Raw genomic sequence first — 22839 nt, forward strand, 5'->3', positions numbered from 1 at the left:
TTTCAGGACACCTGTTTCGTTTTGGATCAGGGGTGTATTATACTAATATGATAAATGACCCACGGGTCATAGTTGAGAAGCAGAACGAGGAGCGTTGATATAGATGAACACCCATCCCAGCTTTCGTGAAGTTCGTGAAAGTGATCAGCAGGTATTCCCGATCGCCTGGTATGCCGTTGGCTGGTCCAAGGAACTAAAGAATAAACCGCTTAAAAAGCGACTGCTTGGCAAAGATATTGTCCTGTACCGTGATGATCATCGTCAGGTACATGCCATCCATGCTTATTGCCCGCACCGAGGAGCTGATTTATCGCTCGGCTATTGTCAAAGCGGGCACATCACATGCCCATATCATGCATGGTCTTTCGATGAGAGTGGGCAGTGTGTGGATATTCCGGCACACCCGGGACGGGCTATTCCTGAGTTTGCTCATACCTATGCCTATCCCGCGATTGAAAAAGCCGGCCTGCTGTGGGTATATCCTCAGGCCGTTGGCTCAAAGTCTGAGATAAACTCAGAGATGGGGACATCCACGTCCCCACCTCCTCTGGAGATTTTTCCCGAGCTGGAGGACCCCTCTCTCATTTTGTCTCCCTACGATTCCGTGTGGAAGGCACATCTGACGAGAGTTGTGGAGAGCGTGCTGGATGTCGCTCATTTGCCAATTGTCCATAACAAAACGATCGGTAAAAAATCCTCCACCGACATTCATATCGAGTTTGAAGCGGATGACAATCATATTCGAGTGAAAAACGGGAAAGGTCTATTGCAATATACCTTTCCACAGCAATGGATTTTGACTCCCGTAAAAGAAGGACGCAGCAAGTTTATTAATTTCGTCACCTTCACTCCGATTGAGCAAGAGTTAACTGCCATCTACGGAATGGCTGGACGTAATTTTGCCAGATTTGTACCGGGTATGAGCCACATTTTTTCCAGATACAGTGGCAAGGTGCTGGAAGAGGATCGGGCCGTGGTGGAAAGCCAGCATCCGCGTCCAATCCCAGAAGCGCTGCGAATGGAGGCACACGTCCCCGCTGATGGACCTCAGGTTCGGTTTCGCAACCGCTGGTATGATTTCCTTGTCAACGATGAGCCTCGTGTACGACTGGGTCCAGAAACTACTTCCTCTTAAATTCGACGATGTAGCTTTGATTGAGCTGTTTTCCACCTTCCGAGATGTTCTGGTACATGGATAAAAACCGGGCGGATGGGCTCCATACCGTTGGGCTGTCATAGGATTGGATATCGGTCGTAACCGGAGTGGTTTTACCCGTGGACTGGTCAAACACATACAGCCCTCTCATGCCTTGCTGATCCTCATCATAAATGGAATAAGCAAGCTTGGACCCGTCGCTGGACCAGCTTCCACGACTCATTAAAGTGCCTTGACCGACGATTCCTTTCTCTTTGCCCTGTTCATCCAAAATGATCATACGGGCTGGTTCGGATGTATTCCATTTCCGTTTTTCAATGGCAATTGACTTACCATCAGGCGACACGGCAAAGGACATGGCCCCCTCTGCAATGGTCACAGCCTGAGGATGATTGAGGGTGAACCGATTCAGCACCGGATACCCTTGTTTATCACTGCCTGTATAAAATATGGCGTTACCCACTTTTTCGACATGAGACATCAATTCAGAGCGATTTGGATCTTGAAAACTCAATTCTTTAGCTTTTCCGTCCAGACCAATCAGCTGGATTTTACCATCCGGTGTGCCTGTAATGAGATCATTCTCATCGCTCCAGCTCACTTCGTTAGTCATATCCAGCTTGCCGATCGATGTAACCTTACCACTGCTTAGCTCCAAAATGTAGCCCTGAATATCATATTTGCTGCTGGTGCTACCTTCAGTAAAAAAGACATGGCGCTGATCCGGTGATACCACAGCAAGTAACTGTGGAGCCTTACGACCTGGTGTTAAAATCCGCTCCTTGTCTGTCTCTACATTATGAATCCACAGCTGGGTTTTACGCTCCACAATCAGCTCTTCGTCGCTCAGCCAAGACCTCGCGTAGACATCCCCCAGCCTGTCGATAGACGATACCACCAGCTCGTCCGTTACTTGCTGCTGGGCTGCATCCGTGTCAATCACAGTAAGCTGTTGCCCCGGTTTCATACCGGATGCTGGATTTGTCTCTCCTGCGCTCTTTATGCCGCAACCGCTGAACAATCCCCCGGCGATTAAGCCGGCCATGAGCACCCCCGTGGCTTTCTGTCTGAAAACTCTTGTACGGGAATCTTCGCGATGAGAGGAGCCGTTCTTTTGCCCATAGCTGCCTATGTTTTTCTTTATCATGTACAACGGCCTCCTTGTTAACGATACCCCCATTTTAATGCCCGAACATCTCATGAATACATCGGATTGTTTCCAAATTGTAAACAAGACACCATTTTAGCCCTGTGCTAACAGTTGGCCGTTTACAGGGAGCCATCGTGAACCAAGAGAGGGAGTCTAAGCGAAAATTCATTCCCACTTACATTTGTATGCCCGTTGTCATTTTCCAACCCACTATGATCTGAAGCTGTAAGCTGCAACTCTCCCCCCATGCGCTCCGCTAGTCTGCGCGCCAGAGGAAGACCGAGTCCCGTACCGCTGTCCTGACGAGATCGATCACGACTTAAGGTAGCAAACGGCTCAAAAATCATGTCCCATTGCTCCCTAGGAATCCATGGGCCGGAATTGCGTATACACACAATCACGGTGTCCTGTTCTACTCGATTCGATAACGTAATCCATCCACCGTCCCGATTGTACTTCACTGCATTATCCAGCAAATTCAGTACAATATGCATCAGATGCTTAGGGTCTCCCCACACCTGGGCAGGAACGGTATCTATCGAAAAATTCAGCCTACGCGCTGCCGCTTTTCCTCGAATACGGCTCCCTGCATCTTCCAGCAACGAATGCAGTTTCACAGCCTCTGTATGCAATTCAAAATCATATTTATCCAGCACAGATAGCCGCAGCGAGTCCTCGACAAGCTCGTACAACCGTTTTGTTTCCTTACTGATACTTTCTCTCGCTTCACGCACCAGTTCAGGATCATCCCCATACATATCCAGTAAATCAGCATAAGCCTGAATAGAGGTTAATGGAGTCTTTAGTTCATGACTGATATTTCCAATAAAAGATTTTTGCTGCTGCTCCAGCTCTCTCAAACGCTGAACCGCTTCTTCCAGCCGAAGCTTTTCGTTTTCCAGCGCGGTAATGCTCTCCCGAATCACATGACTCATCTGGAGCATTCCTTCATCCAGCCTTCCCAGCTCGTCCTGCCGCCGCAGCAGTCTGGCTTCTGGATAGTGCCCTGTCGATATCTGCTCGGAAGCGCGAGTCAGTCGTCCGATATCTCTCGTCTGGCGGCTGACATAGCCTAAGCCCAAAATAAAGCTCAATACCAGCACCGCACCCCCTGTCCATAGAAACAACTGGGCAATGGCCTGGTAGAACTGCTGCTGCGCTTCTGTTGAGCTATGAAGCTGTACCACTCCCAGTAAGCCGTCCGGACCTTGAAGCGGAGCCAAATAGGTGACTGCGCTACCTTCCGTAATATACGCAATTTTGCCTTGGAGCGCATAGGAAAGGGCCTGGCTGACATTTGTTCTAAAAGCCAGCGGTAGAGAATTGCCAACCTCATGCCCCTGACCATCATATAAAATAACGCGCATATTGCTGGATACGCCCAGTTCCACTGCGAGTTGGGGCGCCTGCTTCTTCATGAAGCCTTCCGGTGATTGGCGCACTCCCAACAGGTAAGACTGTTTTACACGCATTTCTACAATTTCGGCCTGGCGCTTTAAGCTGCGTTCCATTTGGTCTGTCTGGTTAGCGCGAATGCCAGTAAGCACGAGCCAGCTCAGCACACCGACAGTAAACAGCAGCAAAGCCGCCAGTACCAGGGGAAATTTCCAACGCAGGCTTAAGCCTACAGGTTTGCGTTTGCGCTTCTGTTGGTCGGTGGACCGCAAGCTTCCTTGCTGATGGAGTGAATGATGTTCGTTCACGTCATTTTCTCTGCCTTATAGCCGATACCATACACGGTCTGCAATATCGCCTGATGCGGCTCAAGCTTCTTGCGCAAGCGCTGGATATGAATATCCACCGTACGCGTTCCGCCCACATAATCGAAGCTCCATACCTGCTCTAGCAGCTCGTCCCGTGTATACACCCTCCCGGCATGAGACACCAACAGCGCCAGCACATCAAACTCCTTGGGGGTCAGATCCAGCGCTATGGCTCCAAGTTCAGCCGTTCGGCTGGACGGACGTACCCGTAATGGGCCGAGTACCATTTCTGTTCCTTCCGGGGCAGGCGCTCCTTCTCGCTCCAGTCTCCGTACCAATGCTTTAATACGAGCGAGCAGCTCCCTTAGGTCAAACGGTTTGCTCATAAAATCGTCCGCACCCAGCTCCAGCCCGAGTACCTTATCAACAATATCGTTTTTGGCCGTCAGCAGTAAAATACCGATGCCCTTCCGACCTTCCAAACGGCGGCACACCTCATATCCACCCAGTTTGGGCATCATCACATCCAGTATGAGCACATCCGGGTGGAACAAACGCACTTTTTCCAAGGCGTCCTCCCCATCAACAGCGGTTTCCACCAAAAAACCCTCTCGCTTTAACGCATAAGCCAGCGCATTCCGAATGCTTGCCTCATCGTCCGCTATCAGTATTTTTTTATCCATGTCCTGCCCTCCCTGCATTAAAAAAACGCTCCAGCTACCTATGTTCCCGCAAATAATAATGAATCAGACATGTATGACATATAAACTGCTCACGTGGATCGTTAAGATCAAAATCCGTCATGTCGCGTATCCGTTCCAATCTGTATTTTACTGAGTTACGATGTATAAAAAGATAATTGGCTGTATCTACCAGACTGCCCCTGTTTTCCAAATAATAAAATAACGTTTTGAGTAAGTCACTGCCATGTGAGCGATCATATTGCTGAAGTCTCCCCAGCTTGCGTTCAAACAAATTTGAAAATTCCTCTTTGTCCATCGCTTCTCCAAGCATATAGTGCATCTCTATATCGCTGTATTTGCATACACGTTTATCAGGATACAGCCGCTGGGCTACAGTAATGGCACGACGTGCTTCATTGTAGCTTTGCAGCAGCTCCCATAACTTTTTGGCACTTCCGATGCCTAAATAATAATCGGCGGTACCCCAGGCTTTTTCAGTTGACCAGTTTTTCAGCGTATCACTCCAGGACGTTTCCTGATCAGAGCCAGGTGCGTTCTGATGATCATTCGGCTGAAGAGTCGGCAGAAATAATATCGCACGATTTGAACGGAACTCAATATGAGACACCACACGCCGTCGGGTCGATTCCATACTCAATAACCCAGAAAGAATCTCTTCTGGCGGAGCCGTAGCACTTTCCAGTACAGCCACCTCCCAGTTATATTCCGGGTTGAATCCCAATTGACGACCTCTCCGCTCAACCTCATGCCGCACCGGCAACGGAGGTGTCATGAGCTCATCTATAAAATTCCCCCGTAGTCGGCTTTCCGTATCTTCTACTGCCTTTTCACGCATTAATTCTAACGCCATCACCAGCCGTGCCTGCTCAATACCAACCTGCTCCATATCATCCAGTTCATTGCGGGCAATGACCAACTTGGCGACTGTACGTTTATCCACACTAATTGGAAAATGACGAGCATCTTGTACCTTCGCCCAATCCCAATCTTGTGGTGAAGTGACAATGGCTTGACCACCATTATCAACCAAAGCAACCGGAGCTTTAAAAAGCTCTGCTATATTATCGCTTACAGCCTGTATGCCACTGTTCTCCAGCACCATCGTCGTTAACGTTCGATAGATTTCTTCCGAACGTCGCAGCAGCTCTGCCTGTCGGTTCAACACCATATCCATGACACGCTGCGTAATATCCGTATAGGGAATATCGGCTGGAATCTCAATCACAGGAAGGCCACAGGCATTGCTTTCTTCAAGCGCACTATGGGGAATTTCCGTGAGAAAGCGGGTAGGCTTGATCACAAGCGCCGCCGCCCCGCCCTGATGCAGTAATTGAATAATTTGACACAATACCTCAGGCTCATGACGGATCGAATAAGCCGTTGTCATTAATAATACACCTTCCCGGACCCAGCCTTTCAGGTCAGGGACTTCCATAATGTCAATAAACCGGACAACCCGGCTTAGCCCTTGTTCTCCGCTTAATACCTTCGCCTCCTTCAACACGGGTATTGCCATGAGCTCTTGAACTGTTACACCCGGTATTTTCATAAAGACAGACCACCCTGCTATTTATTTTGCAAAATCCTTAGTTCATCTAATTTTCAGGATAGTGTACCAAAAAAGTGTACAAAACAAAACCTTTTACCGCTTGGTCAAATCTATCCACACCAGCCCATTCCTATCTTTAGGAGCTCAATGGAACATAAATAAACCGCCCTTTTCTGGAAAAGGCGGTTTATTTTAATATTCAACTATTTATAATGAAGTTTAAGAACTATCCTGCTTGTACCCCACACGAAGTGTCTGCTAGCGTACCGAAACAGCTGCACCCAACGCCACAATCGGGTCAATAGCCCGAATCCCTAGTGTACGCTCCAGCTCTGGCGCAAAGTTCATCGTTACAAAACCTGTACAGGCAAGTACAATTACCTCAGCCCCCTTCTCCTGAAGCCGTAACGCTGCTGCCATAGCTGCCTCTTTACCTTGTGGAGTGTTCAAGTCCAGTGTCGTCTGCACACCTATGGGACGCTCTGTACCGATATAGGAATCGCCCAAAATGCGGCGAATCAGCGGCGGAGCCTCCTCCAAAATGGTCAACACGCCTACACGGCTGGCCGATGTCAGAGCCAAGAGTGCCGCACAGGACCCCGCCCCGTATACAGGTACAGATACAGCCTGACGAGTTTCCTCTAGCGCTGGATCAGCCGCGCAGCTAATACCGATAGACGTACAGCCTTGTTCAACGAGTTGTTGCGCCGCGAGCACAATTTTAGGCACCGCTTCCCGGTCTGTGATATCATCGTAGATCCCTTTCGGCTGATCGGGAATACATACACTGGTGACAGGTAGCCCGTAGCGCTGCTCAATGACCCGGCCGTGAAGGTCGATAGCTGCTTTGTCCTGCATGGTAAGCACTCTGATCATTCCAAGCATGATAACTTCCTCCCTTTATCGCTCTAGCAACTGACCAGCCTTCATAATCAGACGATCATCCAGATATACATCCGGTTTTTGTACGACTCCGTCAATATGTACACCCGCAGCGACAGTTCCCCCAAAGGTATTATTGCTGCCAAAAGCGACATGAATCGTGCCATATACTTTCTCGTCCTCTAACACAACACCTGTAATGCGGGCTTTATCATTCGTTCCAATACCAAATTCGGCCAGCATTCTACCATCGCCTTCGCCGAGCATATCCAACAGGGACTGTCCGGCTTCCCCTTCTGCCGCGATTAATCTTCCATTTTGCACCGTCAGCAGCAGCGGCTCTTTTAAGGCACCGATTCCCGCTACAGAACCGTCCACCACAATCTGACCCTGTGCCGTTCCTTCCAGCGGAGCAATATACGCTTCACCGGAAGGCAGGTTCCCCGATTCGCCGGGATTCAAATACATACCTGTGCTGGGAACACCGTTGCGCCCTTCTATGGTAAAGTTCAGACTATATCCATCCTTTTCAATCCGTACCTGCTTGGCAGCAGTCAGCAATGCGGTCACCTCTTCGGTCAGCGCCTTGACCTTCGGATAATCAGCAGCAATTGCTCCATTCATGAACATATCGTCTGTCATGCCAGGCATGGTCGCCAGGCGTGCTCCAGCAGCTGCGGCTTGCTTACGGGCACTTGTATGTGTCAGCGAATACCGGGTGACACATACAACAACGTTGGAGCGAAGCATGGCTTCGGCAACAGGGGCCGGAGGCTCCTCGCCCGATTTGGAGCGAACCTTCATCGTCAAAATAGCTGCTTCTGCCCCCAGTGCCTTGCCAGCTTCATATATGGACTCGCCCAATTCTTTTTTATCATCGTCGGTTACGACCAGAAGCGTCTCCCCAGCGGTAAGTCCCAAACATTTTTGCAATACATTTTTACTGATTTCAATACGTTGTTGACTCATAGTTCTTACCTCCAATTTTTAGCTCCTTACACCATTTCCGATACCAGTTTGCCAATCAAGGCATTGGACAATACAACGGGAACCCCTGAGTAATGCGCCGCTAGCTCTCTATGCGTTTCCGTATAGCCCATGCAATCCAGTACAATCAGATCGGCTTGATTCTTGAACTGTCCTGCTGCTCGGCGAAATTCTTCCTCACTGCCACTGTAAGGCGAGGCCGCCGCAAACTCTGGATTCAATCCATAAGGGCTGAATTTAAGCTTGAGGTTGTTCTTCTGTTCTTCGAGCGGTCCAATGAGACCCAACCTTCTTCCGCTGGACATGGCCTTTAGTACAGGAGGAAGCACATGATCTGGCTCAATTAGAAAAGCGCTTCGGGTATGCAATCCAGGAAACACACCGGTACAGAGTAACAAAATAGTACGTATGCCCTGCTCCTCCAAACGTGTGATTTTGTCCTGGAGCAGTGGCTGGATTTTTTCGCGTGAAATGACCACCGACTCCCCGGTCGTCAAGCGCGAGGTTAATACATATTCTCCCGGTGACGGTGATAGATGCTGTTGTATATAGTCCAATGAGAGCCCATCTAGCGCACCAGCCTGTATCAGCTCTGCCCGTCCTTCCAATGCCCTTTCTACGATAGGGGCCACATCTGACCGGGGGGCTTGCCCAATCGTAATCATCCCAAGCTTATGCATTTTGAATCCCTGCTTTCGCTTCATTTTATTTTACGCTCCTGGCGACAAAGGGCAAGCTCGCGGTCTGCCCTTATTTCGGTTCTGATGAATAGTTTTAATTTATGTTACTGCAACTTTCCTAACATAAACAATGTTCATACTGACCAAAACAAAGGCTTGTTTGTTGTGCATAAAGGATAAAAAAACAAAATCATAGCGCTATCATTACATTTTCATCCCTTTTAATGTAAATAAATATAACGCGCTATAAACATCTCTTCCCTCACTGCCCTGCGCTTTGAAGTGCCTTACCTGTCCGTATATGCTAAAATACTTCCGTATCGGCTATTCGCCTACAGGAGGGCATGATCATGAAACAATCTATTTTGATCGTAGAAGACGAAGAAAAGATTGCCCGGCTTCTAGAGATCGAACTTCAATTTGAAGGCTATCAAGTATGTAAAGAAAAAAACGGAATTGATGGGCTGGAGACGTATTGCAAAGGCAATTGGGATCTAGTGTTGCTGGATATTATGATTCCCGGTCTCAATGGCATCGAGCTACTTCGTAGGATTCGTAAGCATGATGCGAACGTTCCTGTCATTTTGCTGACGGCTAAAAGTTCCATTGCAGATAAGGTCGAGGGACTCGATTTGGGAGCCAATGATTATGTTACCAAACCGTTTGTGATCGAAGAGCTGCTTGCACGTGTACGGGCCGCACTCAGAGTGGGTGCAACGAAAGACATGGCTCCACAAGGGGTAGATAAATGGCTTAGTGCCGGGGATTTACGTCTCCATGAAGGTACTCGTGAAGTTCTTCGAGGAGAGCACAACATTGAGCTTACACCGCGAGAGTTTGACTTGCTCGTTCATTTACTCAGACACCAGCGGCAGGTACTTAGCCGTGAACAATTACTGGAAAATGTATGGGGCATAGATTATATGGGCGATACCAATGTGGTCGATGTGTATATTCGCTACGTGCGCAATAAAATCGACCCTACGCGCCAGCTCCCTGAGCTGATCCATACTGTACGCGGAATTGGTTACGTTCTGAAGGAATCCTTATGAAGCTACAAAACAAAATCCATACGTATACCTCGTTATTATTCGGGGTTTTACTTGTGGCCATTCATTTCTCAGTCTACTTCCTATTCAGCCAACTTTCGATAGACAGTCGAAAAGACCAGGTAGAGGCCGCAGCAGAGAACATAGTTCGTGGGATTCAACGTGCTCCGGTATCCGTAGCCGCTGAGGATCTTCTCCGAGCCTATGTACCGCTGGATGGCATGCTTCGGCTGATGAAACCAGAAGGTGACTTTCTTCCCCCTATCACCTCTTCTTCCGAGCAATCTCTTAGCTTGATGAAGGGCGTTTTTGATGAAACACGGCAGGTTCGCATGATTACCTATGAAAGCAATCGTTACATTCTTGTATCGCTCCCCATGATTTGGACCAATGGCGAGGTTGTCAATCTCCAGGTGACCGAAAGTCTGCAACCGACGATGCAGACGCTACAGGTACTCAGAATTGTACTTGTGGCTGTCACTGGAATTGCGCTCATTCCTGTTGTGGTGTCGGGAAGGCTGCTCGGCAGACTGATCACACGTCCAATTACATCTATGATTAGCACGATGAAAGAAATTCAGCGCAGCGGGAAATTTAAACGCCTTCCGCTCAATTCATCATCACGCGACGAACTGGTCGAAATGGGAGAAACATTTAATGACATGATTGAACTGCTGGAGCGGAATTTCGTCAGGCAAGAACAATTTGTATCTAATGCGTCCCATGAATTGAAGACACCGCTCACCATTATTGAAAGTTATGCCAGCCTGCTCAAACGGCGGGGGTTGCAGCATCCCAACATTTTCGCCGAATCCGTTGAAGCGATTCATTCCGAGGCGATCCGAATGAAGGACATGGCAGAGCAGCTTCTTCTGTTGGCCAGAAACGAAGAACAATGGAATGTCGTGCTGGAGCCTGTACACCTGACCAGAATAGCGACAGAATTAAAAGCTACATTTGAAAATGCGTTCGCCCGACAAATTCAACTGGATGTACAGACAGACTGCATTGGCTATACCGATGAAAATAAGCTGAAGCAGCTGCTATTTATCTTTTTGGATAATGCACGCAAATACAGTGACGAGCCGATACACCTGATGATTGATACGGTGGGCGGTACAGCTCAACCCTGCATAAGAATCACAGATCAAGGAATTGGAATCCCGGAAGAAAAGTTATCTAAAGTATTCGACCGCTTCTATCGTGTGGATGAAGCCAGAAGCCGCGAGGAAGGTGGGGCTGGGCTAGGCTTATCATTGGCTACAGGAATTGCACAAGCTATACATGCTCAAATTGGGCTAGAAAGTGTAGAGGGGAGCGGAACAACTGCAACGATCATCCTCCCTAGCGTTCCAAAATAATAAGCCAAAGGAGGGAATAACGATGAAAGCCATCTATGTGTGGATGATTGGGGGTACGCTGGCGGCTGTATTGATTACAATTTGTCTTTTACAGTGGCCTTGGGCACGGTCGTTAGCAGCTTCTCCATTGGAAGAAAAAGCCGTCATCCAATCCGTTTTGCATCAGTATCCCGGCGAGGTGCTCGAATCCCAACGCTTGGGTGATTTTTATCTGATCAGGCTGGAACGCGCCAAAGGGAAGTACGATATAAAAGCCAATGCCTATGACGGTGTCATCGACTCCATTAAGCGGACACAGGCTTATACAGATGCGAAGCAGGAGCCCCAAGATCACAAACCCGGTACCTCACCAACCAGAGACACATCGAATCCAGCTAATAAACCTGACCCGGTTTCTCTCGTTATTACAGAGAAAGAAGCAGCCAAGCTTGCTGCCAAAGCAGTTAACGGAACATCCGATGATATTGAGCTTCATCGCAACGACAAAGGCCTCTACTATCTGGTTGAGGTTGAGGTAAAAGATGGGCGTGAAGCAGTAGTACAGGTCAATGCAGTATCGGGCTCTATCGACTCTATAACGTGGGAAAAAGAAAAACAGGAGCACAACGAATCATGACGACTTGATGATCATCTCAGCTCATGTTTTCTCATGGTTTTCTCATGATTCTATTATGTTCCTCTCATGTTCAAGAGATAAGCTGTATTCATGCTTATAGCACAAGGAGGAATTATGTAATGAAAAAAAACTATACATTAGGAATTATGGCAGCCACGGTTCTGCTTGGAGTTACAGTTACGGGTGTCTCAGCGAATGCCGTATGGGCCGCTAAACCTACGGGCCTTATTGGAGCGACCGCCGCTGCCAACATTGCCAAGAAGGCTGTAGGGAATAATGCACAAGTTGAAGATGTCGAACTGGAGCGCAAGAACGGAAAAGTCTACTATGAGGTGGATCTCCAACAAGGGGATAAAGATTGGGATATAGGTGTTGATGCTTATACTGGGAAAACCATCCGTTCCCATTCTGAGCTTGATCATGACTCGAATGACGAGTCCTCCCTTAACAAGCCAAATCACATCACCCTGACTGAAAAACAGGCTGGACAAATTGCGCTTAAGCACGTACCCGTGAGTACCCTTTTGTCTTCTAAATTGGATAAGGAAGATGGACAGTTCATCTACGAGGTAAAGGTACTCACCAACGAAGGAACCGTTGAGCTTGAAATCCATGCATCATCTGGCGCAATCGTGGATACAGACGAAGATGATGATGACAACGAATATTAATCACCCAGGTCATAATCAGGGTAACTAAATACAGAGCTAATTAAAACGGAGCAGCGAACTTTCGCTGCTCCGTTTTTTTGACCAATGTGACATAGGAAAAGAACGAAGATGGCTTCATAAAACTGCACCTATTATTTCTTCATGAATAGACTGATAACTAACAGAGGATTACCTTTTTCTTCAATCCAAAGTCAAGTGAGGTTCTTATGGCGAAATCCTATACTAAAGCACAGATTCGCAAAATCACCCGTCGTTTCGGCCTGATCCCGTTAAAATCAAGCTTAGTCTCATCATTATACCGAAAAAATGCAGTGATCCAGGTGAAAACGAAAAAGGGAACTTATGCATTAAAGCCCTTTAGTCGTACAAAGATGATCCGTTCAAATACGATTCAACAGATGGAACGAGCTGCGAGTCATATAAGGCTTTTGAAAAAGAGAAAGTATACCTACATGCCCGCATGGCTCCCCACTCATTCCGGTAAGTTATGGACTCTACATCAAGGAACGCCATTTTATGTAAGTCAGTGGATCAAAGGACGGGGACTGGAGACCGCTGAAGATTTCGAAAAACTGGGGCGGGCACTTGCCACACTTCACGCCACCTCCACCGGCTTGCATCGGATGGATAAAGGAAAGTCCCCTCCAACCATTCAACAATTGCGGATATGGAAAAACCAGGATCGTCTTTTTCAAAGAAAAATGATAAAAAACAGTCGCCATGATAAAACGTACCGCAACTGGTACAATGCTCACGGCGAAGACTGCAAACGTTTATCCAGGCGAGCATGGAAGGATTTGCAGGATGCATCCATCATAAGGCTGCTTCGGATGGAACATCGGCATCCCTCCTTGATACACAGTGATATCACTACCCCAAATGTCATTATTTCGGATGACGGTCATCTCAAAATCATTGATTGGGATCGGGCTAAAATCGGCTCAATCTATGCTGATTTGGCAAAGGCCCTTATGAATACTACTCAATTCAATCCTGAATTTGTGCAATCCTTGCTGAAGGGATACCAAAAGCGTAAACCACTAAGCCGTACTGAACGGAAGATTGTTACAGCTTTATATAAACTACCACGAGAAGCCTGGCATGCTTCCCGACACCCGAATCGTTCAAGAGATCGCGAAATCCTGGACAATTGGGATCAGTCGTGGCCTCTTCGATTACAAATCATCCATATTTTGCAAGAGTGGGCTCATGTATAAAAGAAAGTGAGGATCAAAATGTCGATTTTATCGAACGTTGAGCAGATGTACGGAATCAAAATTCAGCGTACCCGTCAAATGAAGGACATTCACAAGATTGAGACCGCTAATACGACTTATTGCTTAAAACCCTACAAATTTCCGGAAGAAGAGATCCGTTTTATTACACGTGTCTTGTCCTACTTGGATGAGCGCGGGTTTACACGCAGCCAAAAGGTCTATCCAACAGTACAACAAACGGCTTACATGACCTATGAAGGTGTTTCGTATACATTAACCAATTGGGTTCATGGACTCAGACCAGAATTCACAAAAAGAATAGACTTCAAAAAGGGAATTGCTACTTTAGCCAAATTCCATTCCAGTGCCGTTAGCTTTCCTATCACTGAAGCTCCGCCATCCAGAATCCGTTATGAAGGCTTGAGCGATGAAATAGCTGGATACAAAAAACGCCTCATCCCATACAGAGGCACAGCACATCTCGTAGCTCTTTGTGAAGAAGTGTCCCATCGCCTACAGCAGCCCAAAGTTAGAGAAGCCATTGCTCAGGAGCAAAAAGCCGCCGCATTTATACACGGCGACTATAATTATCCCAATCTGATTAAAGACAAACAGCTCAAAATCCATTTGATCGACTTTGAAAACTGCTCCCTACATGTAAGGATGAAAGATCTCTCCCATCTTCTTCATCGGAATTGTCTTTGGAATGGGACAAAGATGCTGCGCGCGATAGATTACTATCAACGATATCGTCCATTGAGCACCCATGATTTGCATCTGCTTCACGCACTATTGATCTCTCCCTATCATGTGGTCCGCAATATCAGAATAGGCGGCTTCCGTTCTGCCAAGCGAGTCATTCCGTCGTTCGTGCATTTGAACAAATACCGACGTGAACTTAGATCGTTATTATAATCTGTCAGCTTGGAACTAAACAAAAAAAAACAGACCCGCTGAAAAGGTCTGTTTTTTTGTGTTCTGACAACAACTACAGGAAAAGCGCATGCCGCTAAAGCCAATCGACTTGCTGCCCCCATAGTACATTCAAGCCACATCTTACACCTGCAGCATTTCCGAGGAGTGCTGTAGCATTTCCAATTCCTTCACCATGTTTTCGATCAGCTTTGTGAACGAAGCCAATTTCTCTGAGCTGGAAGCCTGTTGCCGGGCACTGGCTGTTGTGGCAGCTGTTTCGGATTGTACACTGTCAAGCATACGGGCAATATCCAGCACCTTGCGCTGAATTTGCTCCTGTGCTTGCTTCGAATTGGATGCAAGCTTTCGCACCTCCTGTGCCACAATTTGAAACCCGCGCCCTGCTTCCTGCGCATGGGCAGCCTCAATCGCCGCATTCAGTCCCAGCAGATGAGTCTGATCGGACAGTTCCCGGATCGTACCGCTCATCTGCTCAATATGCTTAATCTCGTCACTCAAATGCTGTACCAATTCCTCTGTATGTTCCTGCGAAGAAGCAGTGTTGCAGGCACTCTCCGCGATATTATCCGTATTTTCCCTAAGCTCAGCAATCATCCCGGTCAAATTTTGCGCAATTCGGGACACAACGGTCAGCACCTGCGTTTGTTCGTCGGCCAGCTCGTTGATTTGTTCCTTTTCCTTTTCCTGATAAGCTTCCAGTACAAGCTGGGAATCCAGGTTGAACATTTTGGAAAGAGCATGCACAATAAAAAACCAGTCCTCTATCCCCGAACGCTTTAAAATGTCCACTGCAATATCAAGATAAGCAATGTACGTGCCCAAATAATAATCGGAAGACAATCCGATTCGGGAATGTACCTGCCCCACAAAAAGACGGTGTTCGATAAACTGATCATCTATTTTTCCATCTGCGAGAGAAAGCCAGTATTCACGTTGTGTTTGTTTTAGTCGTTCAATATTCGACCATTTGGAAATAATCGACATGAGATGCGGAACCTTTTCTACATGCTCATAAAACCGATCGACCACCTCATTCACAATAGATTGGAATAGTCCCTGATAATGATGCAATAAAGCCAAATCATCATCAGTAATACCAATATATTGTATCTGTTTTAATCTACTCTCCGCGACATGAATCATAAGTTCCTCCAAATAATAGTTTACATATATTTTACATTACCATATTTATCGGCAACTTTTTAGAAATTGTTAAAAAAGCAGAAGATTGATTATGATTTTTTTCATAGCAATTTCAGAAAATATATAATCACAACTGCCTGATGATACAAAAAAGAATCCGGCAGCACCTGAAATCCCCTGTGCTTGCCGAATTCCCTCTACGAAACACGTTGATCGGATACCTCACAACCGTGTGGCACCATCCAGATTAACCCATGATTTCACCATACTTACTTGTTTATTATTTCGTCTTACCGATTCAGGAGGCTACCTACATACCTCAACAGATCGTTAGCGCTGGCTCCTGTGTAGCCATGCTCCTCAATCAATCGCTTAATCACTTCATTCATCCGTTTGAGCTGATTAGCGTCAGGCGTTTTGGTCGAAGTCGTAATCTTCACAATATCCTTCAAATCGGCGAACAGCTTCTTCTCAATGGCTTCTCGCAGCCGATCATGATGATGATACTCAAACTTCCGTCCCTTGCGAGAATACGCGGAAATACGGATTAATATTTCTTCACGGAACGCTTTTTTCGCATTTTCCGATACCCCGATTTGCTCCTCAATAGAGCGCATGAGCCGCTCATCCGGGTCGAGTTCCTCATCTGTGAGTGGATCGCGAATTTTCGCCCAATTGCAAAAAGCTTCGATGTTATCCAAATAGTTGTCAAACAACGTCTTGGCTGATTCCTCGAAAGAGTACACAAAGGCCTTCTGCACTTCTTTTTTAGCCAATTCGTCATATTCCTTACGAGCCACGGAAATGAAATTCAGATAGCGCTCTCGTTCTTCCTTTGTGATGGAGGCATGTTGATCCAGACCATCCTTAATTGCTCGTAAAATGTCCAGGGCATTGATGGATTCCACATTTTGCTTAATCAATGCACTAGAAATACGATTAATGACGTACCGCGGGTCTACCCCGGACATACCTTCCTCTAGAAACTCACTTTGCATTTCTTTCAGATCGGCTTCCTTGTATCCTTCGACCTCTTCACCGTCATACATGCGCATCTTTTTGACCAGATCCATCCCCTGTTTCTTCGTCTCCTTCAAGCGGGTAAGCACGGAGAAAATGGCAGCCGTTCGCAGCGCATGAGGCGCAATGTGGATATGTTTCATATCACTTTGTTCAATGAGCTTGGCGTAAATCTTTTCTTCCTCAGATACTTTCAGGTTATAAGGAATCGGCATTACAATCATCCGTGATTGCAACGCCTCGTTCTTTTTGTTTGCAATAAAGCTTTTATACTCGGATTCATTGGTGTGAGCCACGATCAGTTCATCTGCACTGATGAGCGCAAACCGCCCAGCCTTGAAGTTTCCCTCTTGGGTCAGAGAAAGCAAATTCCACAAAAACTTCTCATCGCATTTCAGCATTTCCTGAAACTCCATCAGTCCACGATTCGCTTTGTTCAATTCTCCGTCAAACCGATACGCACGCGGGTCAGATTCCGAACCATACTCCGTAATCGTGGAAAAGTCGATGCTGCCCGTCAAATCAGCAATATCCTGTGACTTCGGATCAGAAGGGCTGAACGTACCAATACCAATCCGGTTTTCTTCCGATATAAATACCCGCTCCACGCGGACCTTTTCAATATCGCCATCAAATTCCGTGCGCAATCTCATCTGGCAGGATGGGCAGAGATTACCTTCAATCCGTACACCCAGCTCCTTTTCAAAATCGGGACGCAGCTCATGGGGAATCAGATGAAGCGGGTCCTCGTGCATGGGGCAGCCTTCAATCGCGTATACAGCTCCCTGATCCGTTCTCGAAAATTTCTCCAGACCACGTTTTAGCAACGTGACCAATGTCGATTTCCCCCCACTGACGGGTCCCATCAAAAGAAGGATACGCTTGCGTACATCGAGCCGCCTGGCTGATGAATGGAAATATTCCTCCACCAACTTTTCCAGCGCTCGATCCAGTCCAAAGATCTCCTGCTCAAAAAATTTGTATCGCTTATGTCCCCCAACCTCTTCTACACCAAAAGATTCAATCATCTTGTAAACCCGTGCATGAGCTGTCATCGCCGGCGTCGGGTCTTTCTTGAGTATCTCAATATACTCTCTAAAAGTGCCGCTCCAGGCCAGACGGTTGTTTTCCGCCCGGTACTCCGCAACGCGTTCAAAAATATTCATGCTCGGTTCCTCCCATGACTGCGTAATGACTATCCTCCACTCCTGATGATTATGGCTACACTCGTCACGCCTTTCAGGATATGATGCAATCCCCTTAAAAAAAGTGTAATACATACCTATGCAGATTGATTTAAGAATTGACCTATTTTTTATGACAGGTCTCTCTGCTTTTTCGAAAAAACCAAGGGATACACTGTGCTAAAATATACAACAACGACGCGGACCTGACGCATTATGGTACAATATAAGCTCGGAATAATGGGATAAAGGAGCGGGAGAAGTCATGGCGGTTCGGCATGAGACGGAGCTGTACGCTCCGGTGAAAGCCTTTTTTGAGAACTTGGGATATGAAGTCAAAGGAGAGGTACGCAACTGCGATTTGGTGGGTATCAAGCCAGGGCAACAGACACCACTGATTGTGGAGATCAAAAAGACGTTTAACCTGGCGCTTGTGCTGCAAGGCATGCAGCGTTTGAAACTAAGCAGCAATGTATATGTAGCTGTAGAACGGAATCGTGCCAAAAAAGGGGCAGTCAATCAGCGCTGGAACGAGCTGGTCGGACTGTGCCGCCAGTTAGGACTTGGCTTGCTCACCGTCACCCATTTTAAAACTAAGCCGCCGCTCGTTGAGGTACTGTGTAAGCCTGCGGCGCCTAGCGACAATGTCCACAATGCAGCAAAGGTACGCCCCGGCTCGCGCAAGGAAAAGCTGCTGCGGGAATTTCACGCACGCAGCGGTGACCACAATATCGGCGGCAGCACCCGACGCAAGCTGGTCACTGCCTATCGGGAAAAAGCGCTGCGTGTAGCCGTAGCCTTGCAGAGCTTGGGGGAAGCCGCTCCGGCGCAGCTCGCCCGCATAGCAGCCGTCAGCACAGCTGCTGCCGTACTTCAGCACAACTACTACGGCTGGTTTGAGCGCGTATCCCGCGGCCGCTATCGACTGACTCCGTTTGGCGAAGCTGCCCTGAACGAGTATGCGGCAGTACTGCAAGAGCATGGCATTAAAACGGCCACTGGAATGGACGCAGAGCTTGACGAGGACAGTGGACAGCTTCAGATTGCGGAAGCGCCAATCACTTACTCCACCGTTGCTGCGGAAGCGGAGGATGACTGACATGGGGCGATGGTTTTTGCTAGCTCCGCGCAGTAAATTCACTGATCGTCTCACCGATCAGATTCATGCCCATAAGCAATTGCTCACGGCCCGGATGGCTAAAATTGAGTCGGATATGGGACGCGCCTTCACTGCCAACCGCACATAGCGCACCTGGCATAAAGGCTACGCCTTTGGGTAACGCCGCCTTTAGCAGCAATGCGCTGTCCAGCCCATCGGGCAACTGCACCCATACATACATGCCACCGGACGGAATATGATACGTCACGTCTTTCCAAAACGGGCGCTTGAGCAGCTCCAAGATTAATTGAAGTCGAGTCGAATATTCCTTGTTCAACATCGCCAAGTGCTCGTGCCATTGAAAACGCGAGCTGGTCAACAATTGGAACAGCAGCCGTTGGTTCATCGTACTGGATTGCATATCAGCCAGCTGCTTCAAGGCGTACATCCCTTCAATTAACGGTGCAGGACCAGCAGCCCAACCCGTTCTCAGCGCAGGAGCAACTGTTTTATTGAACGAACCAATATAGAGTACTTGACCTCCCTGGCCCGCATGATCCAGCGCAAATAGTGAGGGGTAAGTCTCTGCAAATTTTCGACTCTGACCATGCGGACTCTTGTCATGGGACTCATTTTTTTGCTTCAAATGCAATTCACCATAAGAATCATCCTCAACTACTAGCACCTCATGATGCCTGCACAGGTCCAAAATTTCCTGCCGCCTTGCCGCGCTCCACAAGGAGCCCGTCGGGTTTGTAAACGTTGGCGTGGCAAAAAAAAGCTTGGGTCGATAACGGATCATTAAAGCTTCAAGCTTATCAGGAATGACACCTTCCGCATCTGATTCTACAGGAACGATCTGCGCACCCTGCATAGATAGTACTTGTAAACATCCAGGAGATGTCGGGTTTTCAACTAATACCGGATCACGCTCATCCACCATCAGCCTTATGATCAGGTCAATGGCCTGCTGACTGCCTGTCGTGAGAAGGATTTGACCTGGTGGTACTCTTACTCCTTTACGCTGTTCCCACTCTCCCGCAAGCCATGCCCGCAAAGGGAAATAGCCCTCCGGTTCACCATACTGGAGGGCGTCAGGGCCGGAGCCAAACACATCATGGGCCGCTTCTTCCAGCAACTTCACCGGAAACAGCTCTTGTGCAGGTAGTTCTTCAGCCAGAGATATAAAGGAGTGTCTTCTCGCATTTTCCCGGATATGACGCACTGGAGAAGCCAACATCGCAGCCGTTCGTGAAGCAAAGGAATATTGCATGAACATCCTCCTTCTCCTGAAAAATAGGTCATGATCTCCGGGCTGACGCGTCAGGCATATAGCTGCTTCATCTGACGCGCATATAAGGCATAACGTTCAATCGCCTGCGCCCGGCTGGACACGCCTAATTTCGCATAAATTTTACGTAGATAATTATCAATGGAGCGCCGGCTAACTTCGATCTCGATAGCAATTTTGTCATATGTAATACCTTGTACAATACGTTCCATAATAAACACTTCGGTTTGTGTCAATTCGTCAAAAGGCTCGGATGCCATTAACGGCATAAAGGGCCAGTTTCCACACCGAATCCAGTCCATTGGTAAAGAAGCAAATCCTTCGCGTAAACCGTTGATCAGATGGATTAACTGGCTCGGTGATGCCTGCTTGGATAACATTCCATTTGCTCCAAGCGAAATTAGCTGCTGAAACAACGTAATATTATCCTCATCCGTCATAATAACAATATGGCTGTCCGGAGACAAGGCCCGCATTTGTGTCAAAAATGGTTCCGCCGTTCCCTCAGGCAACCTGTAGTCCATTAAAATGATTTCCGGTCGAATGGAACAAGCCAGCTCCAAGCCTTCCGTTCCGGAGGAAGACATCCCTCTGACAAGCAAATCCTGCTGGTCTTCCAAAATAAGCTTTGTTCCCAGCATACTTGTAGGATGGATATCTATGATGACCACCTGCCATACTTTTCTCATATCTAAACCTCCTGATTTTACAAAAAAATACATAGTTAGTAGCGAAAATAATTCTAAAATTGGGGATTGCATATGTAGAAATTGCGCGAATGTGAACGTATAGGAAGCGAAAAACGTTTAAGGAAATTGTATCCTAGGACTTCCTTCCGATGCAATCTCTTTTTCCAATATTTTTATACGACTATTTCACTTTTGCGAAATAAATAGGCCCATGATAGAATTGGTACTGCAAATAAAGACTGGAAATTTGACTTTACACGGGAGTTGAAAATCGTATGCAAGCTTCACCTGAACGTCCTCCTACCGAAGCTCGGCGGAGCAATTCAAGAAAGGGGTTACCCGTAAAGGCTTTTCTGCTATTTTGGTTCATTCTTATTATACTAGGTGCTCTCGCAACCTATCTGTATAGCAATCACTTGAAGCAGCAAATGCTAAACGAGATGCAAACCCATACAGACCAACAGATTCAAGCACTCAAATCTGACTATGAAAAGCAACTGACTGCTCTTTCCAAGGAAGTTAGCGGATTGCAGGGAAAAGTCCAGTCCTTCAATGAACTACTGACCTTTACGAAGGATAATGCAAACAATAAGACCGATAACAGCAATAAACTGTATACCCAATTAAACGAAGTCAAGCAGCAACTCAATACACTTCAGAAAAAAATGGACTTGCTAAAATGAATGTAGACGCAAAACAAGTGAACCGGTTCTTTATGTTGGCCCTTGCTCCTTTTATCGGTTTGTTGGGGTGTATTTTGTTAGTGCATCCCTCATTGAGCTTTCCTGGGTCTACTTCTTCGAGTCTGCAAAAAGCTGAAGTCACTCTACAAACGCAATCAGTAGGCAAGCAGCTTGATGAAGCCAAGCAAACGGCAACATACACCTTGTCTACGATTCACCGGACTTCTGAGCTATACAAGCAAACGACCCAAACGATGAATCAGCTTGTCGTGACTGCCTCTACGCAGTCCAAGCGGCCCGCGATCATCTATGATCGACGTATCACCGCCAAACTGGGGGTTCCCTATGAGCGGGTAGATAGCAACCGGATTACCATTGAATTGTTTAAGGTAAACCCGGGAATTTATCATGGCTACGCTATGAAGGTCAAACTTAAAGATCCTACTGCTATGAAAATGTCTTTGGGAAGTGACAAATTGGGTGGCTCCGAAACCACCATGCGTGCAGTCTTGAGACACGGAGCTATTGCAGGCATCAATGCAGGCGGCTTTGCGGATGGAGACGGCAAACGCTATCCATTAAGCACTACTGTCTTGAACGGCCACTACCTTACTGGCTTTCAGTCCAGTTTTAAGGATTTATCCTTCGTCGGACTGAGTAACGATGGCAAGCTTATCGGTGGCAAATTTTACAGTCAAGGTGCTCTTGACAGCTTAAAGCCTGCCTTTGGGGCTACCTTCGTTCCCGTCCTGCTGCAAAGGGGACAAAAAATGCCTATTCCTGACAAATGGAAAGTCTCCCCCAAGCGGGCCCCGCGTACGGTCATTGGCAACTATAAAGATGATCAGTTGCTCATTATTGTCGTAGACGGCTACAATGAAAGCGGGGGTTCGGGCGCGACGCTCGAAGAACTGCAAGGGAAAATGTACAATCTAGGTGTTCAAGATGCCTATAATTTGGACGGAGGCGGTTCCTCGTCGCTTATACTTAACGGTCGAGTCGTAAACAAACCGTCAGATGGTAATTTGCGTCCAGTCCCTACTCATTTTTTGTTCTATAAATAGCTACC

21 protein-coding genes are annotated in these 22839 nt (G+C 47.3%); 10 read left to right on the forward strand and 11 right to left on the reverse strand.

What is annotated here, in order from left to right; genetic code table 11:
* Positions 1 to 103: 103 nt before the first annotated feature.
* Positions 104 to 1135 (forward strand): aromatic ring-hydroxylating oxygenase subunit alpha, encoded by a 1032-nt coding sequence (locus tag BM358_RS03570; protein WP_028542939.1) that lies wholly within the window; start codon positions 104 to 106, stop codon positions 1133 to 1135.
* Here the strand turns inward: BM358_RS03570 and BM358_RS03575 are convergent.
* From BM358_RS03575 to BM358_RS03605, 7 genes are all read right to left on the reverse strand, one after another.
* Positions 1122 to 2303: a TolB-like translocation protein gene (locus BM358_RS03575; protein WP_023987825.1), complete on the reverse strand. Its 1182-nt coding sequence runs from the start codon at positions 2301 to 2303 to the stop codon at positions 1122 to 1124. The two genes, BM358_RS03570 and BM358_RS03575, sit on opposite strands and share 14 nt — an antisense overlap.
* A 122-nt stretch (positions 2304 to 2425) precedes the next feature.
* Positions 2426 to 4009, reverse strand: coding sequence for a sensor histidine kinase (locus BM358_RS03580; RefSeq protein WP_028542940.1), 1584 nt, complete (start codon positions 4007 to 4009; stop codon positions 2426 to 2428).
* Complete coding sequence (locus tag BM358_RS03585; protein WP_028542941.1) at positions 4006 to 4692, reverse strand: response regulator transcription factor; 687 nt, start codon at positions 4690 to 4692, stop codon at positions 4006 to 4008. The genes BM358_RS03580 and BM358_RS03585 overlap by 4 nt, the downstream gene beginning before the upstream one ends.
* A gap of 34 nt (positions 4693 to 4726) precedes the next feature.
* Positions 4727 to 6262, reverse strand: a complete 1536-nt coding sequence (locus tag BM358_RS03590) for a PucR family transcriptional regulator (RefSeq protein WP_028542942.1) — start codon at positions 6260 to 6262, stop codon at positions 4727 to 4729.
* A 258-nt stretch (positions 6263 to 6520) separates the two neighbouring features.
* The gene (locus tag BM358_RS03595; RefSeq protein ID WP_028542943.1) at positions 6521 to 7147 is read right to left on the reverse strand and encodes an aspartate/glutamate racemase family protein; all 627 of its coding nucleotides are present in this window, start codon (positions 7145 to 7147) and stop codon (positions 6521 to 6523) included.
* Between the two features lie 15 nt (positions 7148 to 7162).
* A complete protein-coding gene (locus tag BM358_RS03600) occupies positions 7163 to 8113 on the reverse strand; it encodes an aminopeptidase (protein WP_028542944.1) in 951 nt (316 codons plus the stop codon).
* Between the two features lie 26 nt (positions 8114 to 8139).
* Positions 8140 to 8835, reverse strand: a complete 696-nt coding sequence (locus BM358_RS03605; protein WP_028542945.1) for an AroM family protein — start codon at positions 8833 to 8835, stop codon at positions 8140 to 8142.
* A gap of 326 nt (positions 8836 to 9161) precedes the next feature.
* Here BM358_RS03605 and BM358_RS03610 point away from each other — a divergent pair, with 326 nt between their 5' ends.
* The 6 genes from BM358_RS03610 (at position 9162) to BM358_RS03635 (ending at position 14640) form a co-directional block, all read left to right on the forward strand.
* Positions 9162 to 9863 carry a response regulator transcription factor gene (locus BM358_RS03610; RefSeq protein WP_023987818.1) on the forward strand — a complete coding sequence of 234 codons (702 nt, stop codon included), beginning with the start codon at positions 9162 to 9164 and terminating at the stop codon, positions 9861 to 9863.
* Complete coding sequence (locus BM358_RS03615; RefSeq protein WP_028542946.1) at positions 9860 to 11221, forward strand: sensor histidine kinase; 1362 nt, start codon at positions 9860 to 9862, stop codon at positions 11219 to 11221. The genes BM358_RS03610 and BM358_RS03615 overlap by 4 nt, the downstream gene beginning before the upstream one ends.
* Positions 11222 to 11243: 22 nt before the next feature.
* On the forward strand, positions 11244 to 11837 hold the full coding sequence (locus BM358_RS03620) for a PepSY domain-containing protein (RefSeq protein WP_023987816.1): 594 nt from the start codon (positions 11244 to 11246) through the stop codon (positions 11835 to 11837).
* Positions 11838 to 11956: 119 nt separating this feature from the next.
* Positions 11957 to 12508 carry a PepSY domain-containing protein gene (locus BM358_RS03625; protein WP_028542947.1) on the forward strand — a complete coding sequence of 184 codons (552 nt, stop codon included), beginning with the start codon at positions 11957 to 11959 and terminating at the stop codon, positions 12506 to 12508.
* A gap of 206 nt (positions 12509 to 12714) precedes the next feature.
* Entirely contained in the window at positions 12715 to 13725 is a 1011-nt protein-coding gene (locus BM358_RS03630; protein ID WP_028542948.1) for an aminoglycoside phosphotransferase family protein, read from the forward strand.
* An 18-nt stretch (positions 13726 to 13743) separates the two neighbouring features.
* Positions 13744 to 14640, forward strand: coding sequence for an aminoglycoside phosphotransferase family protein (locus BM358_RS03635; RefSeq protein WP_023987813.1), 897 nt, complete (start codon positions 13744 to 13746; stop codon positions 14638 to 14640).
* A gap of 141 nt (positions 14641 to 14781) precedes the next feature.
* Here the strand turns inward: BM358_RS03635 and BM358_RS03640 are convergent, their stop codons facing one another.
* A complete protein-coding gene (locus tag BM358_RS03640) occupies positions 14782 to 15804 on the reverse strand; it encodes a globin-coupled sensor protein (protein ID WP_028542949.1) in 1023 nt (340 codons plus the stop codon).
* Between the two features lie 290 nt (positions 15805 to 16094).
* The gene (locus BM358_RS03645) at positions 16095 to 17990 is read right to left on the reverse strand and encodes a PrkA family serine protein kinase (RefSeq protein ID WP_023987811.1); all 1896 of its coding nucleotides are present in this window, start codon (positions 17988 to 17990) and stop codon (positions 16095 to 16097) included.
* A gap of 283 nt (positions 17991 to 18273) precedes the next feature.
* Between BM358_RS03645 and BM358_RS03650 the strand changes: the two genes are divergently transcribed.
* Complete coding sequence (locus tag BM358_RS03650; RefSeq protein WP_023987810.1) at positions 18274 to 19107, forward strand: DUF2161 domain-containing phosphodiesterase; 834 nt, start codon at positions 18274 to 18276, stop codon at positions 19105 to 19107.
* A 19-nt stretch (positions 19108 to 19126) separates the two neighbouring features.
* Here BM358_RS03650 and BM358_RS03655 read toward each other — a convergent pair whose 3' ends face one another.
* Both BM358_RS03655 and BM358_RS03660 read right to left on the reverse strand, forming a co-directional pair.
* On the reverse strand, positions 19127 to 20380 hold the full coding sequence (locus BM358_RS03655; RefSeq protein ID WP_023987809.1) for an aminotransferase-like domain-containing protein: 1254 nt from the start codon (positions 20378 to 20380) through the stop codon (positions 19127 to 19129).
* A 50-nt stretch (positions 20381 to 20430) separates the two neighbouring features.
* Positions 20431 to 21087 (reverse strand): response regulator transcription factor, encoded by a 657-nt coding sequence (locus BM358_RS03660; RefSeq protein WP_023987808.1) that lies wholly within the window; start codon positions 21085 to 21087, stop codon positions 20431 to 20433.
* A gap of 275 nt (positions 21088 to 21362) precedes the next feature.
* On the opposite strand from BM358_RS03660, the gene BM358_RS03665 reads away from it, so the two are divergent.
* Positions 21363 to 21770, forward strand: coding sequence for a hypothetical protein (locus BM358_RS03665; RefSeq protein WP_023987807.1), 408 nt, complete (start codon positions 21363 to 21365; stop codon positions 21768 to 21770).
* Entirely contained in the window at positions 21767 to 22834 is a 1068-nt protein-coding gene (locus tag BM358_RS03670) for a phosphodiester glycosidase family protein (RefSeq protein WP_023987806.1), read from the forward strand. Before BM358_RS03665 ends, BM358_RS03670 begins: the two co-directional genes overlap by 4 nt.
* The last annotated feature ends 5 nt before the right edge of the window (positions 22835 to 22839 follow it).

Source organism: Paenibacillus sp. cl130 (assembly GCF_900116035.1).
GTDB lineage: Bacteria > Bacillota > Bacilli > Paenibacillales > Paenibacillaceae > Paenibacillus > Paenibacillus polymyxa_B.

Coding starts and splice junctions, on each gene's coding strand:
- BM358_RS03630 (WP_028542948.1), top strand. CDS start 12,715: ATGGCGAAATCCTATACTAAAGCACAGATTCGCAAAATCACCCGTCGT.
- BM358_RS03605 (WP_028542945.1), bottom strand. CDS start 8,835: ATGAAGCGAAAGCAGGGATTCAAAATGCATAAGCTTGGGATGATTACG.
- BM358_RS03650 (WP_023987810.1), top strand. CDS start 18,274: ATGGCGGTTCGGCATGAGACGGAGCTGTACGCTCCGGTGAAAGCCTTT.
- BM358_RS03635 (WP_023987813.1), top strand. CDS start 13,744: ATGTCGATTTTATCGAACGTTGAGCAGATGTACGGAATCAAAATTCAG.
- BM358_RS03590 (WP_028542942.1), bottom strand. CDS start 6,262: ATGAAAATACCGGGTGTAACAGTTCAAGAGCTCATGGCAATACCCGTG.
- BM358_RS03625 (WP_028542947.1), top strand. CDS start 11,957: ATGAAAAAAAACTATACATTAGGAATTATGGCAGCCACGGTTCTGCTT.
- BM358_RS03640 (WP_028542949.1), bottom strand. CDS start 15,804: ATGATTCATGTCGCGGAGAGTAGATTAAAACAGATACAATATATTGGT.
- BM358_RS03660 (WP_023987808.1), bottom strand. CDS start 21,087: ATGAGAAAAGTATGGCAGGTGGTCATCATAGATATCCATCCTACAAGT.
- BM358_RS03620 (WP_023987816.1), top strand. CDS start 11,244: ATGAAAGCCATCTATGTGTGGATGATTGGGGGTACGCTGGCGGCTGTA.
- BM358_RS03615 (WP_028542946.1), top strand. CDS start 9,860: ATGAAGCTACAAAACAAAATCCATACGTATACCTCGTTATTATTCGGG.
- BM358_RS03600 (WP_028542944.1), bottom strand. CDS start 8,113: ATGAGTCAACAACGTATTGAAATCAGTAAAAATGTATTGCAAAAATGT.
- BM358_RS03575 (WP_023987825.1), bottom strand. CDS start 2,303: ATGATAAAGAAAAACATAGGCAGCTATGGGCAAAAGAACGGCTCCTCT.
- BM358_RS03655 (WP_023987809.1), bottom strand. CDS start 20,380: ATGCAATATTCCTTTGCTTCACGAACGGCTGCGATGTTGGCTTCTCCA.
- BM358_RS03595 (WP_028542943.1), bottom strand. CDS start 7,147: ATGCTTGGAATGATCAGAGTGCTTACCATGCAGGACAAAGCAGCTATC.
- BM358_RS03665 (WP_023987807.1), top strand. CDS start 21,363: ATGCAAGCTTCACCTGAACGTCCTCCTACCGAAGCTCGGCGGAGCAAT.
- BM358_RS03570 (WP_028542939.1), top strand. CDS start 104: ATGAACACCCATCCCAGCTTTCGTGAAGTTCGTGAAAGTGATCAGCAG.
- BM358_RS03610 (WP_023987818.1), top strand. CDS start 9,162: ATGAAACAATCTATTTTGATCGTAGAAGACGAAGAAAAGATTGCCCGG.
- BM358_RS03670 (WP_023987806.1), top strand. CDS start 21,767: ATGAATGTAGACGCAAAACAAGTGAACCGGTTCTTTATGTTGGCCCTT.
- BM358_RS03585 (WP_028542941.1), bottom strand. CDS start 4,692: ATGGATAAAAAAATACTGATAGCGGACGATGAGGCAAGCATTCGGAAT.
- BM358_RS03645 (WP_023987811.1), bottom strand. CDS start 17,990: ATGAATATTTTTGAACGCGTTGCGGAGTACCGGGCGGAAAACAACCGT.